This is a genomic window from Serratia sp. TSA_105.2 (genome assembly GCF_052692115.1).
The window spans coordinates 61,635-77,423 of sequence record NZ_JBQZFT010000012.1 but is presented as its reverse complement, the minus strand read 5'-3'; the positions used below and the strand labels follow the sequence as shown (position 1 = coordinate 77,423).

Here is a 15,789-nt window from a genome sequence, read left to right as displayed (position 1 = left end):
TCTCCTTTTTCTAATAACAGAACTGTCGTTGGCGGAGGCTGTTTATGAAGCGCATTATCAAAGGTGATAAAAACTTGTCTCATCTGGTGATTGCCCATGCGGCGATCGATCGTCATGCCGAAAGTTTCGGCCAGCGCCGTCAGGGCTGGCCCTCGACCTACCTGATAAAATATCAAAACGATCGCGTGGCGGTGGAAGTGGTCACGCGTAGCCAATCTTATGTCGCCACGCTGATGATCGGCGCGCGCAACCTGACCAAACTGTGCGGAATGCCTGGCTAAACGCTGCCCTTATCCGCTTTCTCTCGGTAAAAAAATCGCGCTCCGGCCTGCCGTCTCGGGGCGCTTCTCCTTGATGCTCACGGGGTTAAGTGTTAAAAAACCGCCCGCAGATACATTTATTGATTGGTGAAATCTTGGCCGATAGCGGCAAGGGTGTACGCCATATGAGGATAAGATGGGCGGTCAGCATCAGGATACTCCGCTAAAACGCGGTTTAAAAAACAGACACATACAGCTTATTGCCCTCGGGGGCGCCATCGGTACCGGTTTATTTCTCGGCATTGCGCAAACCATTAAAATGGCCGGCCCCGCCGTGCTGTTGGGCTACGCCATCGGCGGTTTTATCGCGTTTTTAATCATGCGCCAGCTGGGCGAAATGGTGGTGGAAGAACCGGTCGCCGGCTCTTTCAGCCACTTTGCCTATAAATATTGGGGCGACTTCGCCGGCTTCCTTTCCGGCTGGAATTACTGGGCGATGTTCATTCTGGTCGGCATGGCGGAATTGACCGCTGTCGGCATCTACATTCAGTACTGGTGGCCGGAGATCCCCACCTGGGCCTCCGCCGCGCTGTTCTTCGTGCTGATCAACCTGATTAACCTGGTGAACGTGCGTCTGTACGGCGAAACCGAATTCTGGTTCGCCATCATCAAAGTGGTGGCGATTGTCGGCATGATCGTGTTCGGCGCCTGGCTGTTGGTCAGCGGCAACGGTGGCCCGCAGGCCAGCATCACCAACCTGTGGCAGCAGGGCGGCTTTATGCCGCATGGCTTCTCCGGGCTGGTGATGGCGATGGCGGTCATCATGTTCTCGTTCGGCGGGCTGGAAATGGTCGGCATCACCGCGGCGGAGGCCGCCGATCCGCGTCGCAGCATTCCCAAAGCCACCAATCAGGTGGTGTACCGCATTCTGATCTTCTATATCGGCTCACTGACCGTGCTGCTGTCGCTCTATCCGTGGGGGCAAGTGGTGGAGGGCGGCAGCCCGTTCGTGCTGATCTTTCATGCGCTGAACAGCAATCTGGTGGCGACCGTGCTCAACGTAGTGGTGTTGACCGCCGCGCTGTCGGTCTACAACAGCGGCGTTTACGCCAATAGCCGCATGCTGTTCGGGCTGGCCAGCCAGGGCAATGCGCCGCAGGCGCTGACGCGCGTGAATAAACGCGGCGTGCCGGTGCTGTCCATCGCGCTGTCGGCGTTGATTACCTCGATTGGCGTGCTGATTAACTACCTGATGCCCGGCAAGGCGTTTGAGCTGCTGATGGCGCTGGTGGTGTCAACGTTGGTGATCAACTGGGTGATGATCTGCCTGGCGCACCTGAAATTCCGCGCGGCGAAGAACCGCCAGGGCGTCATTCCCAGCTTTAAGGCGCTGTGGTATCCGTTCGGCAACTACCTGTGTCTGGCGTTCCTCGGCCTGATTCTGGTGATTATGTATTTCAGCGAAGGGATCCGCATTTCGGTGTTGCTGATGCCAGTGTGGATTGCGGTACTGTGGTGCGGGTTTATGCTGACGCGCCGCAAAGACGCCAAGCGTTAATCTGTGTGCTGCGGAGGCGTATGCCGCGCCTCCGCTTCTCTTCTCGTCAGCCGCGCGGCATAAAGGCGCGTCCCTCACCGTGACTGCGCCCCAGCAGTTTCCGGCACAGCAGCAGCAGGGTGCTGATCACATCGATGACCACCACGCTGAGCATCAGCAGGGTCAACATGAAGAATCCGAGCAGCGAACCGCCCAGCACCACCAGCGGTGCAGGTACGCGCAGACGGCGCAACTTCATGGCGAAATACATTTTCCAGTATTGCTTCTGCGCCAGCAGCGCGCTGCGAATACGGCGCCCCAGGCTTGAGCCTGGCTTGCGGGATGTAGAACGACTCATAACTTCTCCTTTTCTGTATGCCCTACAAGTCAATCACAAAGATCTTAAGAGAGTCTTAACGGGCTCTTGGCGGCCCTGGCTGTCTCACCGGAGTGAGACAACAGCATAAGGCAAAAGGTCCCGAGATGCAGCGCACGGCTGACAAAGTGCGAGCTTCATCGGGTTTGTTACACTGAAAGTCATGCCCGTGCAGGGCGCAGTGGTCGGGAGAAAAGGCTGGATGAAAAGAATCAACCGTTATTACGACGCGGCCAAGGCGCATCACACGCCGGAGGGATTTCGTAACCCGGAACCCTCGCAGCGCCAGGAGGGCGACCTGCAGCGTTGGCAGGATGAGCGCAAGCGGCAGGGGCTGCCCAAGCCGCCGCAGCAGGGCTACGCGCAATTTACCGAGCGCTGGTGGCAACCTGCCGATCTCAGCGGCAGCGATGACAGCATCTGGTGGCTGGGGCATGCGTCAATGCTGTTGCGGCTGGGCGGCCGCTATATTCTGATCGACCCGGTGTTGTCCGAACGCGCATCGCCGCTGAGCTTCTACGGCCCGAAGCGCAGAACGCCGACGCCGCTGACGGTGGGACAACTGCCGGCGGTGGATGTGGTGCTGGTCTCCCATAATCACTATGACCATCTCGACAGGCGCACGGTGCGGCAGCTGGCGCGGCGCTTCCCACAGGCCGAGTTTATCGTGCCGCTCGGCTTGAAGCGCTGGTTCCGCCGCTATCGGCTGAAGGTGCATGAACTGGACTGGTGGCAGAGCCTGCCGCTGGGCGAACTGACGGTCTATGCCACGCCGGCGCGGCACTGGAGCATGCGCACGCTGTGGGATCGCAATCGCTCGCTGTGGTGCGGTTGGGTGATCCATCATCCGGCGCTGCGGTTTTATTTTTCCGGCGACAGTGGCTATTCGGCGCAGCTGGCGGAAATCGGTCAACGGCTGGGACCGTTCGACGTGGCGGCGTTGCCCATTGGCGCCTATGCGCCGCGCTGGTTCATGCAGGAACAGCATATGGATCCGCAGCAGTCGGTGACGCTGTATCGCGAGCTGAATCAGCCGCGTGCCATTCCCATCCACTGGGGGGTATTCGAACTGGCGGACGAATCGCTCGACGAACCGCCGCAGCAGCTGAACCTGGCGCTGAACGAGGCAGGGTTGGAGCAGCATCAATTCCACCCGCTAAAGATTGGCGAGCGCATCGCGTTGCAGGACTCACCGCAAGCGTTCTCTCTTCGCCCTGTGGGGCAGGGGAAAGAATAAGAGCAACGGTTTGAAAGCGTGGCAGTAATTAGCAAAATTGATAAGTACGGGTGGCGATTCAAATAACCACCCGATTTTCAGGATTTAATTCAGCGCTGCTCTTTTGCTATTCACAAGGTTATTCCGGCTATTCAGAGTCATGGCTTTCGGATTATTTAGGATGAAACAACCGGCCAGCGGGAGCGGCGCCAGGACGTTGCATGCTTATGCAACCGTTGCCTGTTGTACCAACGTCACCTCCGGCTTCCGACGCGATAGGGTTCACACCCTGAGGGGGCAGGGCTGAAGGCCGACGATGAATGGGCTCTCCGGCGGTAAAGGAGCGGAGGATCATTGAATAAATTGGCCCCCGTTCATCGATATTCAAATGTTGCATATGACATTCCATAAAGATTCAAATTTTTTAACGCTATAAGCGATGAAAAAGCGAAAATGCCGAGAAGGAGATGCGTCAAAACGATGAAAGTTTTGTTAAAACGCTATCAGAATGCGGGGTCTGGCGCCGTGTTTTTGGCAAGCAGAAAATAGCCGATGCTTCAACATCTTTTGGCCTATTTAAGCAAATGTGGCGCTCGACCGTTTCAAATATGTGCGACATGTCGTTCAGTGATTAAAAATGGCTTGCCATCGCATACAGAGTATGTGATAACGCATCTGGGTAAAACGAGGTACAGTTCTGTATATGTGTGGCATTTTCAGTAAAGAAGTTCTGAGTAAAGACGTTAGCGTTGAATACCGCTTCTCTGCCGATCCTTATCTTAGTGCCTCAAGCAGTAACGACTCTAGTTTGTCTATGTAACGCCCTCGGGCGGTTTAAACAATCCAAAGGAAATACTCAAGATGGCAAAGATCAAAGGTCAAGTTAAGTGGTTCAACGAGTCTAAAGGTTTCGGTTTCATCACCCCGGCTGACGGCAGCAAAGACGTGTTCGTACACTTCTCTGCAATCCAGGGTAACGGCTTCAAAACCCTGGCTGAAGGCCAGAACGTTGAGTTCGAAATCCAAGATGGCCAGAAAGGCCCATCTGCAGTAAACGTTACTGCTATCTAATCAGCGTCAGCTGTACAAAAAGCCCGCCTTCGAGCGGGCTTTTTCGTTTCCGTCATTCGGCGGCGATGATGATGCCGGCATACTGGTTGCGGCCTTTGATCCCCGGATGCGTCGGATCCTGCGCGCGCCGGTGGCTATTGCGGCGATAGCTGGTGTACTTGAAGCGCTGCGGCCGCTGCGGGTCGACGTCCGGCGTGCAGATGGTGCAACTGCCGGCGCGGTCAACGGCGGCGAAGCCGAGCGCCGTCAGCTTGTATTCGGCAATTGCGGCCAAATCGAGATGACGGTAATGCGGGCTGATCAGCGTGGCGGGTAGCGGCAGGCGCTGTTTAAAATTTTCCACCAGCGCTTCGTCGACTTCGTAGCAGCACGGGCCGGCGGCAGGGCCGATAGAGGCTACCCAATCGGCGGCGTCGCCGTCCTGGCGAATGCGGGCCGCCATCTGTTCCAGAATGCCGTCCAGCAACCCGCACCAGCCGGCGTGTACCGCCGCGATAGCGCCGCCGTCACGGCGGCTGAACAGCACCGGCAGACAGTCCGCCGTCAGTACGCTGAGCAGAATGCCGGGCTGGCGAGTATAGAAACCATCGGCCTCGCCGCATGCCTGCGCCGGTTGCAGCACGTCGACGATGCGGGTGCCGTGCACCTGTTTTTTTTCCGGCAGCGTGGCGCTGTAGGGCAGAAGATGCCCGGGCAGCAGCGCGAGTTTGCTGCCGAAGCCGTGCTGAATGTGGGGCACCGCATCGAGCAGCGCGGAACGATCGCTCATAAGTTATGTTCACCTGCGTGAGAAAACAGACTCTCAGTGTAGCCAGCTTTTTCCCCGCTTGGCCAGGCGTTGTTGGCGGCGAAAGCGAGCGGGGATGCGCCTTGCATCGAGCCGACGCCTTCTTTAGACTAGCCGCGCCCTGTCTTTCTGGAAGCCCATTCATGTCTTATCAATGCCCTCTGTGTCATCAACCGCTGCATTTTTCATCACAACACTGGCGTTGCGACGGCAATCATCAGTTCGATCAAGCCAAAGAAGGCTACGTCAATCTGCTGCCGGTGCAGCACAAACGATCGAAGCAGCCGGGAGACAGCGCGGAAATGATGCAGGCACGGCGCGCGTTTCTCGACGGCGGTTATTATCAACCGCTGCAGCAGCAGGTGGCCGAGTGGCTGGCTTTGGCGCTGGCGGCCGATGCTGGCGCGTTGTTGGACATAGGCTGTGGGGAAGGGTATTACACCGCCGCCGTGGCCGCACGGCTGGCCCAGGAGCGCAATATGGCGGTCTATGGGCTGGACGTCGCCAAGGTAGCGATCCGCTACGCCGCCAAACGTTATCCTGCGGTCTCGTTCTGCGTCGCCTCCAGCCACCGTCTGCCGTTCGCCGACGGGGCGCTGGATGCGGTCTTGCGCATTTATGCGCCTTGCAAGGCAGAGGAGCTGGCGCGGGTGGTGAAGCCGGGCGGCGTGGTGGTGACGGTTTCGCCGGGCCCGCGTCATCTGTACCAGTTGAAAGAGCAGGTCTACCAGCAGGTGCAGCTGCATGCCGAACAGGACGAGCAGTTCGACGGATTCGAGTGCGAGCGTAAAGAGGCGTTGGCCTACACGATGACTCTGCCGGGCGCGCAGGCTGCCAACCTGCTGCAGATGACGCCGTTCGCCTGGCGCGCCACGCCGGAGGTGCAGCAGCGGCTGGCGGATGGCGTCGAGTTCGTGTGCGAAACGGATTTCGCGTTGGCGCTGTACCGACGCCGCGCTTAACAGGCGCACTGAGCCCAGAAACAAAAAAACCTGCCGCGGCAGGTTTTTTTGCAGAGCGAGCGCCTCAGGCCAGGTAGCCGAGATGCTCCAGCAGAATGTTGATGCCGATACCTATCAGCACCACGCCGCCGAGGATCTCGGCGCGTTTGCCCAGCAGCGGGCCGATAAAGCGGCCAATCATCATGCCCAGCGTCGCCATGATCATGGTGGCGCAGCCGATGGCCATGGCGGTATGCACGATATTGACCTGCAGGAAGGCCAGGCCGACGCCGATAGCCATAGCGTCGAGGCTGGTGGCGATAGCGGTGGCCACCAAGATCCAGAAGCCGTGGCGTTTGACCTTCTCTTCCTCATCGGGCCTGTTGCGCACCCCTTCGACGATCATGCGCATGCCGAGAATGAACAGCAGGGAAAAGGCGACCCAGTGGTCCCATTCCATGATGTATTGGCTGGCGAACAGACCGATGGCCCAACCGATAAGCGGGGTGATCGCTTCGACCACGCCGAAGATCAGGCCGGTACGGATCGCTTCGCGGAAACGGGGTTGATGCAGGCTGGCACCTTTGCCGATCGAAGCGGCGAAAGCATCCATGGACATGCCGAAAGCGAGAATGAGTGTAGCTGAAAGGTTCATGTGAAATAGCCTCGGCCGGGTGGCTCCATATACACGTAACCCACCCCCAACCTAACGACGGAGTTACGTGTCTATGGTCTCGCCAACCTTACCTGGCTGCCCGCACCACGTTTCATACGGCGAAACGAGTATGTTGATACGGGCGTTTCTGGCGTTTTATTCTCCAGAAACCGGCTACTCCCCAATGACGGCGCAACCATACCATATTATTTCCGCCACCGACAACTTTATTCTGGAGTCATGTTCGCTCTTAATTGAGACTCGTTTTCATTAATCCAAGTTGATATGGGAATATAATGTAGACGTGGGTAACAATGTTGCAGAAATAATAGTCAGAAAGGAAATGGCGCTGCCGATTAATTATCCACAAGCAGCGCAAGGTTTGAGCGAAAGTAAAATGGTTTTTTCTTTATTTACTGATTATCAATGAAAAAGTGGTAAATCTTCTCTAGGTCGTCCAGGTGCGTCACCTGAACCAACAGCCGGCGCTGTTCCAGGTCGACGGCCAGAATGCCATCCTCCGATAAATTCATGGATTTAATGCGGTTATATTCGACAAACACATTGGCGAAGAAAAATCCGTGCGTTTTAAACACCATCTTGGGAGCGCGAATATAAGAAACATAGATAGCGAGCAGCGCCAAAGAAATAAGCAGATAGGTGGTTAATACCGCACCATTGTCGGTGACATTGCGGTAAATCAGAATGACGATCAGGCCGACGAAAATCAGGCTGTCGAGGCGGTTACGGCGTTTGAGCGGCACTTTGAGCCGCGTTTTGCCTTTCAGCAGATCCATGCCAAATTCGTCGTACAGCGAATACAGCAACAGCAGGGCGATAAACAGCATCAGTACGGCGTCGGTCAGTGACATCTCTTGCTCCACACATAAAAAAGCCGGGGGTTGCCCCCCGGCCGTTTCGAACGATTACAGGCCCAGCAGGCCAATCCAATAGCCAAAGATACCGATGACGAAGAAGCCGATGATGATCCACAGCGCATTGACTTTTTTACGCAGCAGCCACATACAGGCGAAGGTCAGCAGCAACGGCACCAGGCCCGGCATCAGCTGGTCGAGGATGGTCTGCACCGTGGTGACGTTGGTATGCCCGGTCTGGTCGGTGATCTTGGACACCACCAGCGGGATATTCACGTGCGTCCACTTGTTGACCAACGCGCCCATGACAAACAGGCCGAGAATGGACGCCCCTTCCGTCAATTTCTGCAGGAAGCCGCCGCCCATGTCGTTGACGATATCCACCCCTTTACGGTAACCGTAGGCCACGCCGTAGTAGCGGGTCAACAGGCGCACCAGGTTGAACAGCACGAAGAACAGGATCGGCCCGAGCAGGCTGCCGCTCATGGCGATGCCGGCGCCGAGCGCGGCGAATACCGGCCGCACGGTGCCCCAGAAGATCGGGTCACCGACGCCCGCCAATGGCCCCATCAGACCGACCTTGATGCCGTTGATCGCGCCGTCGTCGATCGGCGCGCCGTTGGCGCGTTGCTCTTCCATTGCCATGGTCACGCCGAGCACCGGCGCCGCCACGTAAGGGTGGGTGTTGAAGAACTCGAGGTGGCGCTTGATCGCCTGTTTGCGATCGTCATTGTTTTCCGGATACAGGCGACGGATCACCGGGACCATCGAGAAGCAAAAACCCAGCGCCTGCATGCGCTCGAAGTTCCACGAACCCTGGAACAGGTTGGAGCGCAGGAATACGCCGCGAATATCGGCCGGCGTGAGTTTCTTTTGAGCAGTTGTATCAACCATTTCTCTCACCTATTCCTAGTCGAGTTCGTTATCGAGATCGTTCGCATTAGCCGGGCCGGCCTGGACAACCTGAGACTTGTTGTATTTCGGGCTGAGCTGGATGTACAGCACGGCCATCACCACGCCGATGACGCCGAGCGCCACCAGGTTGAAGTTGGTGAAGGCGGCGGTCACGAAACCCAGGTAGAAGAACGGCATCAGGTAGCCGGCGCGCATCATGTTAATCACCATCGCGTAACCGACCACCACGATCATGCCGCCGGCGATGTTCAGGCCGCTGGTGACCACTTCCGGGATCGAGTTGAGCAGGGCGTGTACCCCGGCGGTGCCAACCGAGATGGCGACGATGACCGCCGGGATGGCGATACGCATCGCCTGCAGCAGCAGGGCGCCGATGTGGATCCAGGTGATGGCGCGCAGGCTGCCGCGTTCCGCCGCGCTGTCCGCCGCGTGCTGGAAGGCCACGGTGAGGGTACGCACGATGATGGTCAACACCTGGCCGGCCGCCGCCAACGGAATGGCCAGGGCGATACCGGCGCCGACGCTTTGCCCGCCGGCGATGACCAGAATGGTCGAGATGATGGACGCCAGGGCGGCATCCGGCGCGACTGCCGCACCGATGTTCATCCAGCCCAGGGCGATCATTTCCAGCGTACCGCCGATAATGATGCCGGTTTTCATATCGCCGAGAATGAAGCCGATCAGGGTACAGGCGACCAGCGGACGGTGGAACTGAAACTCGTCGAGGACGGAACCCATCCCGGCGATACAGGCAACGATAAATATCAGCACAATCTGAAGAGTGGTGATCTCCATTGCACTTCTCCTATGACCAAAAAAGCTCTGAGTAAAATAATCAGCGGCTGGCGCCACTAATTGAGTTTGTTAATCAGGTCCATCATTTTTAGCCGGCTGTCGGACGAGACCTTACGCACCTCCAGCTCGATACCGCGATCGTTCAGTTTCTTAAACGCTTCGATATCTTTTTCATCGACGGAAACGGCGTTGTTCACCTGGGTTTTCCCCTGACGGAACGCCATGCCGCCGATATTGACGGATTGAATATCCACGCCGCCTTCCACCAGGCGCAGGACGTCGGTCGGGTTGGTAAACAGCAGCATCACGCGGTCGTTGGAGTATTTCGGGTTGTTCCACACGCGGATGGCCTTCGCCACGTCCACCACGTGAGCGGTGACGCCCGGCGGGGCGACCTGGGTCAGCAGAGTTTTGCGCACATGGTCGGCGGCGACTTCATCGCTGACGACGATAATGCGGCTGACGTTGGTCTCTTTGGTCCAGCGGGTGGCGACCTGGCCGTGAATCAAGCGGTCATCGATGCGCGCCAGGCCGATTTTCATGTGGTCGTTCGGCCCCAGCGGCGCCTGAGGGGCAGCGGCTTTGGCGACGGGTGCTGCGGGTTTTGCGGATTCTTCCTGCGGTTTTTTCAGCGCCTTCACGCCTTCTCGGCCGGTTTCCAACGCCAGCGCCACCAGTTCATCGAAAGCGGGGTTATCGTCCCGCGCCATGAAGGTTTCCACCAGCATCGGGATGTTGACCCCGGTGACGACCTCATAGTTTTCTTTGTCGACCGCAATGCGGCTGGCGGCGTTGAACGGGCTGCCGCCCCAGGTATCCACCAGGAACAGCACGCCGCCGCTGGTATCCAACCCACTGATTTTTTCGTTGTACTTGACGATTAACGTTTCGGCATTCTCACCGGGAACGAAGTCTATAAAGGCGACGTTGTCCTGCTCGCCCAATAGCATCTCCGCCGTTTTCAGCAGTTGTTCCGCTGCAGCCCCGTGTGTGCCGATGATAATAGCTATTGCCACTCGCTACCTCCTCGTTGAACTCCAGACGCGGTTTGTGTCGTTTCTCCGCGCCGTCTTGGCAGTCACTTCCGCGGTTCAGATACATTATGGTAGAAAAAAAGAAACGCACGCCTAACATTTCTCACGCAGTTTCAAGTGCCTGTGCGTGATGCTTCACGAACGCGAGATTTATTTTAGTGAGTGAAAAAATATTTTTTGTGACGCTGCTCTGCTATTGAATGCTCGGAGAAATCTTAGCTGTCACAGACGATATGTCGTAGCGCCATGCTAAACCGCCGTTGAAAAAGGCGCTTTGTCCCCCAGAAAAATCCTGATACAGTAATTTCTTCTTTCATCACTAAGGAGTGAAGGGCCTCAGCCCTCCCTATGGACTGTCACCGAAGTTACTGTTTTTCCAGGTTTCATCCGCCACCTGCTGGCATTGCATATGCTGTTCGGCCCTTCGGCCATCTCCCGGTAACCCCATTCCGTCACTTTGCTAGTGTCGACTGCGCCCACGCAGCGGCGGCATCGTCACGTCTGCGCGGCGTGCGCGCATTCCCACTTTTCGCTGGAGTCTGATATGGAATTTTTAATGGACCCCTCTATTTGGGCGGGGTTGCTTACGCTGGTGGTGCTGGAAATCGTGCTGGGCATCGACAACCTGGTGTTCATTGCCATTCTGGCCGACAAACTGCCGCCGAAGCAGCGCGATAAGGCGCGCATCATTGGCCTGTCGCTGGCATTGCTGATGCGTTTGGGCCTGCTGTCTGTTATCTCCTGGATGGTGACCCTGACCACGCCGCTGTTCAGCGTCGGCGATTTCAGCTTCTCCGGCCGCGATTTGATCCTGCTGTTCGGCGGGGTGTTCCTGCTGTTCAAGGCCACCATGGAGCTGCATGAACGACTGGAAGGGCAGACGCACCAGGACGGCGCCAATCGCGGTTACGCCAAGTTCTGGGCGGTGGTGGTGCAGATCGTGATCCTTGACGCCGTGTTCTCGCTCGATGCGGTGATTACCGCCGTGGGTATGGTGAACGATCTGCCGGTGATGATGGCGGCGGTGGTGATCGCGATGGCGGTGATGCTGTTGGCGTCGAAGCCGTTGACCAACTTCGTCAACGCGCATCCGACCATCGTGGTGCTGTGCCTGAGCTTCCTGTTGATGATCGGTTTGAGCCTGATCGCCGAAGGCTTCGGCTTGCACATTCCTAAAGGCTACCTGTATGCGGCTATCGGCTTCTCGATCCTGATTGAATTGTTCAACCAGATCGCGCGTCGCAACTTCATCAAGCATCAAGCGCGCCGCCCGATGCGCGAGCGCACCGCGGAAGCGATCATGCGCCTGATGGGGCAGCAGCGTACACAGCAGACGGACGATGAGGTCGCCTTGCCAAGGGATGAAACCTTTGCGGCGGAAGAGCGCTATATGATCAGCGGCGTGTTGACGCTGGCCTCGCGTTCATTGCGCAGCGTGATGACGCCGCGCACCGACATTTCCTGGGTCGACTGCGAGCGCTCCCGCGAGGAGGTACGCGCACAGCTGCTGGATACGCCGCACAGCCTGTTCCCGGTGTGTCGCGACTCGGTGGATGAGATCGTCGGCGTGGTACGCGCCAAGGATCTGCTGGTGGCGCTGGAGCAAGGGGAGGATATCGCCGAGTTCGCCGCCCGTACGCCGCCGATCGTGGTGCCGGAAACCATGGACGTCATCAAGCTGCTGGCGGTGCTGCGCCGCGCCAAAGGACGTTTGGTGGTCGTCACCAACGAGTTCGGCGTCGTGCAGGGGCTGGTGACGCCGCTGGACGTGCTGGAAGCGATTGCCGGTGAATTCCCGGACGAGGATGAAACGCCGGACATCGTGGCGGAAGGCGACGGCTGGCTGGTGAAGGGCGGAACCGATCTGCACTCGCTGGAACAGGCGCTGGTCTGCGATGACCTGGTCAGCCCCACCGCCGATTACGCTACCCTGGCGGGGCTGCTGTTGGCCCACTATGGCCAGATGCCGGTGGTGGGGGACACCATCGAGCTGAACCACCTGCGTTTCGATATCGTTGAGGTGTCCGAATACCGTATCGAACTGGTGCGCGTTACCCGCGTCGCCCTGGACGAGACGGCGCACGCGTAACCCTCCCGCCGGGGGCTCAGGCCTCCGGCGGATCCTCTTCCGCTTTCCTGACGCGCGATTCGTACTGCTGCAACCACAGCGGGAAAACGTGGATCGGCATCGGCTTGGCGAAATAATACCCCTGCAGGGCATTGACCTCGCGTGCGCGCAGATAGTCGGCCTGTTCTTCCGTTTCCACCCCCTCTGCCACCAGTTTCAGCTTCAGCCGCTGCGCCAGCGTAATGATGGTGTCGGTCACCGTGGCGTTGACCGCGTCGGTGCCGATGGCGGCGGTAAACCCGCGATCGATCTTCAACACGTCCGGGCTGAGGTTTTTCAGGTAGCTCAGCGAGCTGTGGCCGGTGCCGAAATCGTCGATGGCCAGCATGATCCCCATGTCTTTCAGCGTGCGAATCTGGTCATACTGGATCGCCGACAGCGCGGTGCGTTCGGTCAGCTCAAGCATCAGAGAGGGCATCGGGTGCGCCGGCAGCCAAATCTGGCGGATATCGTCGATGATGTTGAGCGTTTTAAAATGCTCGGCGGCGACGTTAATGCTGATGTAGAACGACGGTCGTGGCGGGAACAGCTGCAGATTTTCCGTCACGGTGTTCATCAAATAGCGGGTGAGCGGAATGATGAGGTCATGCTGCTCGGCCAATGGAATAAACACGTCAGGCGAGATCCATCCTTGTCGCTTCTTTTTCCAACGCAGCAGCATCTCGACGCCGGCGCAGCGCCCGGTGTCGCTGTGGATGATCGGCTGGCAGTAGACGCGGAACTCGCGATGAGTGATGGCATGGCCGATGTGGTAAGACAGGCTCATGCGGTTGGCGGTGAGCAGATAGACCACATAGGCCGCCAACAGACTGATCAGCAGCGCCAGCGGAATATGGCGCGGCAGTGCGGAAAGTGCCAGCATGCCGATCTGCGGGCCGAACAGAGAAATCGAGAACGGATACAGCGCAGAGCCGGCGGTGTAGCGCAGATCGTTGGTCAGGGTGTCACGGCTCAGGATTTCGCGTCGGCCGTATTCCAGGCTGCTGTCGGCTACGTTCAGCACCACGCGCTGAACGTAAGGCTCCTGCGGCTCGAGTAAAAAGTTGGACAGCAGCTCGATATTGAATACGTGCAGCACGCCGCTGGTGTTATCGCGGGGGGATGGCGTCCACATCACCAGCGTGGGCAGGCCTTTGCTGACCGCCAGCGAGGGGCGCAGCGCCAGCCTGGCGTCGCTGTTGACGAAGGTGGGCATCACCGCGGCCAGCTGATAATGACGGGCGCCAAACAGGCTGGAGCAGTAAATAATGCCGTTTTTTACCAGCAACATGGCGCGCAACGCCTGATTTTGCGCGGCGCGAAAGCGCAGGGTCGATGAGACGTTCTCGCAGGGTTGGTCCAGCATGTCCATGCTGCGTTCCGCCTGCAGCTGCGCCGGCGTCAGCAACTGGTTGAGCTTGCCGACGGTTCGGGTGGCCAATGTCTGTTGGCTCAGCTCGATGCTTTTGACCTCTTGATAGTAACGGGTATACAGCGATACCAACAGAATAGCCGCGCCCACCGCTCCGGCCAGCAGCCAACGGTAGTAACGATATCGGGACGCGGCGAGGTGGGTCATCAACATCCGGTAAATCCTTGTTCGGTAATCCAGCTCCGAGTCACAGTCAGGCCATAGCTCCTTAAGTTGCGCTCGGCTAATTCTAGCCTGAGGTTATACAAGATTGATGGTAACTCAGTAAATTATTTCAGTTTGGTAAAACAGAAGGCCAATTTGCAGGTTAACCGTCGGATCGATGAGAAAAATGCAGGATATTTTCTGGTGACATTGTCACTAAAGAGGGGCAATGAATTGATTATCCATAAAAAACCCCGCCGGCGGCGGGGTTGTCTGTCAGTCGCATTGCACCTTGATTGCCAGGCCACCGCGTGACGTTTCCCGGTACTTGGCGTTCATGTCTTTGCCGGTTTCGTACATGGTCTCGATCACCTTATCCAGCGAAACGCGCGGTTCGCTGGTGCGGCGCAGCGCCATGCGGGCGGCGTTGATCGCCTTGACCGAGGCGATGGCGTTGCGCTCGATGCACGGCACCTGTACCTGGCCCGCGACCGGGTCGCAGGTCAGCCCCAGGTTGTGTTCCATGCCGATTTCCGCCGCCACGCATACCTGCTCAGGGCTGCCGCCCAGCAGTTCGGCCAGGCCGGCTGCCGCCATGGAGCAGGCCACGCCGACTTCGCCCTGACAGCCGACTTCGGCGCCGGAAATGGAAGCATTCATCTTGTACAACGCGCCGATGGCGCCTGCCGCCATAAAGTAACGGATGTAGATATCCGGGCTGGCGGACTCGATGAAGTGATCGTAGTAAGCCAGCACCGCAGGCACGATGCCGCAGGCGCCGTTGGTCGGTGCGGTGACCACGCGGCCGCCGGCGGCGTTCTCTTCGTTAACCGCCAGCGCGAACATGTTGACCCAGTCGATCACGTTCATCGGATCGTTGGACAGTTTATCCGACGCCACCAGCATGCGGCGCAACGCGGAGGCACGGCGCGGTACGCGCAGCGGCCCCGGGAGCACGCCTTCGGTGTTCAGACCGCGATCGATACAGGCGCGCATGGTTTGCCAGACGTTGCCGAAGTAGGTCTCGATCTCTTGCTTGCTGTGCAGCGCCAGTTCGTTCTGCATCACCATACCGGACAGCGACAACCCGGTCTCGCGGCAGTGATCGAGCATTTCGCGCGCGGAGTTGAACGGATAGGGCATTTGCAGCTCTTGCTCGGCGTCCTTACCGAAGTTCTCCTCGTCGACGATAAAACCGCCGCCGATAGAGTAATAGGTCTTGCTGTACACTTCTTTATCGCCGGCGAAGGCGTGGATCTGCATGCCGTTTTCGTGCAGCGGCAGGTTGTCGCTGCGGAAGACCATGCCGCCGTCGCGTGGGAAATCGACTTCATGCAGGCCGTTGGCCAGCATCAGGCGTTGACGTTGTTCTACATCGCGAATAAAACCCGGAATGCTATCGATATCGACGGTGTCCGGCATGTTGCCGGCCAGGCCGAGAATGATGGCGATATCGGTATGGTGACCTTTACCGGTCAATGAGAGTGAGCCGTAAACGTCTACGGCAACACGCGTGATAGAAGGCATCAGGCCTTTATTTACCAGATCGTCGACAAACTGTTTGCCGGCTTTCATCGGTCCAACCGTATGAGAGCTGGACGGGCCGATGCCGATCTTAAACATGTCGAAAACGCTAATCACGCT

16 protein-coding genes and 1 riboswitch are annotated in these 15,789 nt (G+C 58.0%); of the genes, 7 read left to right on the top strand and 9 right to left on the bottom strand.

Annotated elements, in window-relative coordinates:
• The first annotated feature begins 44 nt into the window (after nucleotides 1-44).
• A complete protein-coding gene (locus ACUTSC_RS22735; protein ID WP_004927680.1) occupies nucleotides 45-281 on the top strand; it encodes a DUF4060 family protein in 237 nt (78 codons plus the stop codon).
• Between the two features lie 175 nt (nucleotides 282-456).
• Nucleotides 457-1,818, top strand: a complete 1,362-nt coding sequence (locus ACUTSC_RS22730) for an amino acid permease (RefSeq protein WP_443003405.1) — start codon at nucleotides 457-459, stop codon at nucleotides 1,816-1,818.
• Nucleotides 1,819-1,864: 46 nt separating this feature from the next.
• Here the strand turns inward: ACUTSC_RS22730 and ACUTSC_RS22725 are convergent, their stop codons facing one another.
• Nucleotides 1,865-2,155: a hypothetical protein gene (locus ACUTSC_RS22725; RefSeq protein WP_107226343.1), complete on the bottom strand. Its 291-nt coding sequence runs from the start codon at nucleotides 2,153-2,155 to the stop codon at nucleotides 1,865-1,867.
• A 220-nt stretch (nucleotides 2,156-2,375) separates the two neighbouring features.
• On the opposite strand from ACUTSC_RS22725, the gene ACUTSC_RS22720 reads away from it, so the two are divergent.
• From ACUTSC_RS22720 to cspE, 3 genes are all read left to right on the top strand, one after another.
• Nucleotides 2,376-3,410, top strand: coding sequence for an MBL fold metallo-hydrolase (locus tag ACUTSC_RS22720; RefSeq protein WP_445653555.1), 1,035 nt, complete (start codon nucleotides 2,376-2,378; stop codon nucleotides 3,408-3,410).
• A 682-nt stretch (nucleotides 3,411-4,092) separates the two neighbouring features.
• Nucleotides 4,093-4,209 (top strand): DUF2627 domain-containing protein, encoded by a 117-nt coding sequence (locus tag ACUTSC_RS22715; protein ID WP_002211058.1) that lies wholly within the window; start codon nucleotides 4,093-4,095, stop codon nucleotides 4,207-4,209.
• Nucleotides 4,210-4,250: 41 nt separating this feature from the next.
• Nucleotides 4,251-4,460 carry a transcription antiterminator/RNA stability regulator CspE gene (gene cspE, locus ACUTSC_RS22710; RefSeq protein ID WP_002221949.1) on the top strand — a complete coding sequence of 70 codons (210 nt, stop codon included), beginning with the start codon at nucleotides 4,251-4,253 and terminating at the stop codon, nucleotides 4,458-4,460.
• 52 nt (nucleotides 4,461-4,512) lie between these two features.
• On the opposite strand, the gene ACUTSC_RS22705 is transcribed toward cspE, so the two are convergent.
• Nucleotides 4,513-5,229, bottom strand: a complete 717-nt coding sequence (locus ACUTSC_RS22705) for a polyphenol oxidase family protein (protein ID WP_445653554.1) — start codon at nucleotides 5,227-5,229, stop codon at nucleotides 4,513-4,515.
• 161 nt (nucleotides 5,230-5,390) lie between these two features.
• Between ACUTSC_RS22705 and rlmA the strand changes: the two genes are divergently transcribed.
• The gene (gene rlmA / locus ACUTSC_RS22700; protein WP_443003403.1) at nucleotides 5,391-6,209 is read left to right on the top strand and encodes a 23S rRNA (guanine(745)-N(1))-methyltransferase; all 819 of its coding nucleotides are present in this window, start codon (nucleotides 5,391-5,393) and stop codon (nucleotides 6,207-6,209) included.
• A gap of 64 nt (nucleotides 6,210-6,273) precedes the next feature.
• Here the strand turns inward: rlmA and mntP are convergent, their stop codons facing one another.
• The 5 genes from mntP to manX all read right to left on the bottom strand — a co-directional run bounded on the left by mntP (nucleotide 6,274) and on the right by manX (nucleotide 10,444).
• On the bottom strand, nucleotides 6,274-6,843 hold the full coding sequence (gene mntP, locus ACUTSC_RS22695) for a manganese efflux pump MntP (protein ID WP_164113109.1): 570 nt from the start codon (nucleotides 6,841-6,843) through the stop codon (nucleotides 6,274-6,276).
• A gap of 11 nt (nucleotides 6,844-6,854) precedes the next feature.
• Nucleotides 6,855-7,038, bottom strand: a riboswitch (yybP-ykoY riboswitch).
• A gap of 218 nt (nucleotides 7,039-7,256) precedes the next feature.
• Nucleotides 7,257-7,715, bottom strand: a complete 459-nt coding sequence (locus ACUTSC_RS22690) for a DUF986 family protein (RefSeq protein WP_197767870.1) — start codon at nucleotides 7,713-7,715, stop codon at nucleotides 7,257-7,259.
• A 54-nt stretch (nucleotides 7,716-7,769) separates the two neighbouring features.
• Nucleotides 7,770-8,612, bottom strand: coding sequence for a PTS mannose transporter subunit IID (locus ACUTSC_RS22685; RefSeq protein ID WP_033634889.1), 843 nt, complete (start codon nucleotides 8,610-8,612; stop codon nucleotides 7,770-7,772).
• A gap of 15 nt (nucleotides 8,613-8,627) precedes the next feature.
• A complete protein-coding gene (locus ACUTSC_RS22680; protein ID WP_033634888.1) occupies nucleotides 8,628-9,428 on the bottom strand; it encodes a PTS mannose/fructose/sorbose transporter subunit IIC in 801 nt (266 codons plus the stop codon).
• 56 nt (nucleotides 9,429-9,484) lie between these two features.
• Nucleotides 9,485-10,444, bottom strand: a complete 960-nt coding sequence (gene manX / locus ACUTSC_RS22675) for a PTS mannose transporter subunit IIAB (protein WP_445653553.1) — start codon at nucleotides 10,442-10,444, stop codon at nucleotides 9,485-9,487.
• A gap of 562 nt (nucleotides 10,445-11,006) precedes the next feature.
• Here manX and ACUTSC_RS22670 point away from each other — a divergent pair.
• Entirely contained in the window at nucleotides 11,007-12,551 is a 1,545-nt protein-coding gene (locus ACUTSC_RS22670; protein WP_197767868.1) for a TerC family protein, read from the top strand.
• A gap of 16 nt (nucleotides 12,552-12,567) precedes the next feature.
• Here ACUTSC_RS22670 and ACUTSC_RS22665 read toward each other — a convergent pair whose 3' ends face one another.
• Together ACUTSC_RS22665 and sdaA are read right to left on the bottom strand one after the other, a co-directional pair.
• A complete protein-coding gene (locus ACUTSC_RS22665; RefSeq protein WP_197773349.1) occupies nucleotides 12,568-14,154 on the bottom strand; it encodes an EAL domain-containing protein in 1,587 nt (528 codons plus the stop codon).
• A 267-nt stretch (nucleotides 14,155-14,421) separates the two neighbouring features.
• Entirely contained in the window at nucleotides 14,422-15,786 is a 1,365-nt protein-coding gene (gene sdaA / locus ACUTSC_RS22660; protein ID WP_445653552.1) for an L-serine ammonia-lyase, read from the bottom strand.
• Nucleotides 15,787-15,789 lie beyond the last annotated feature (3 nt).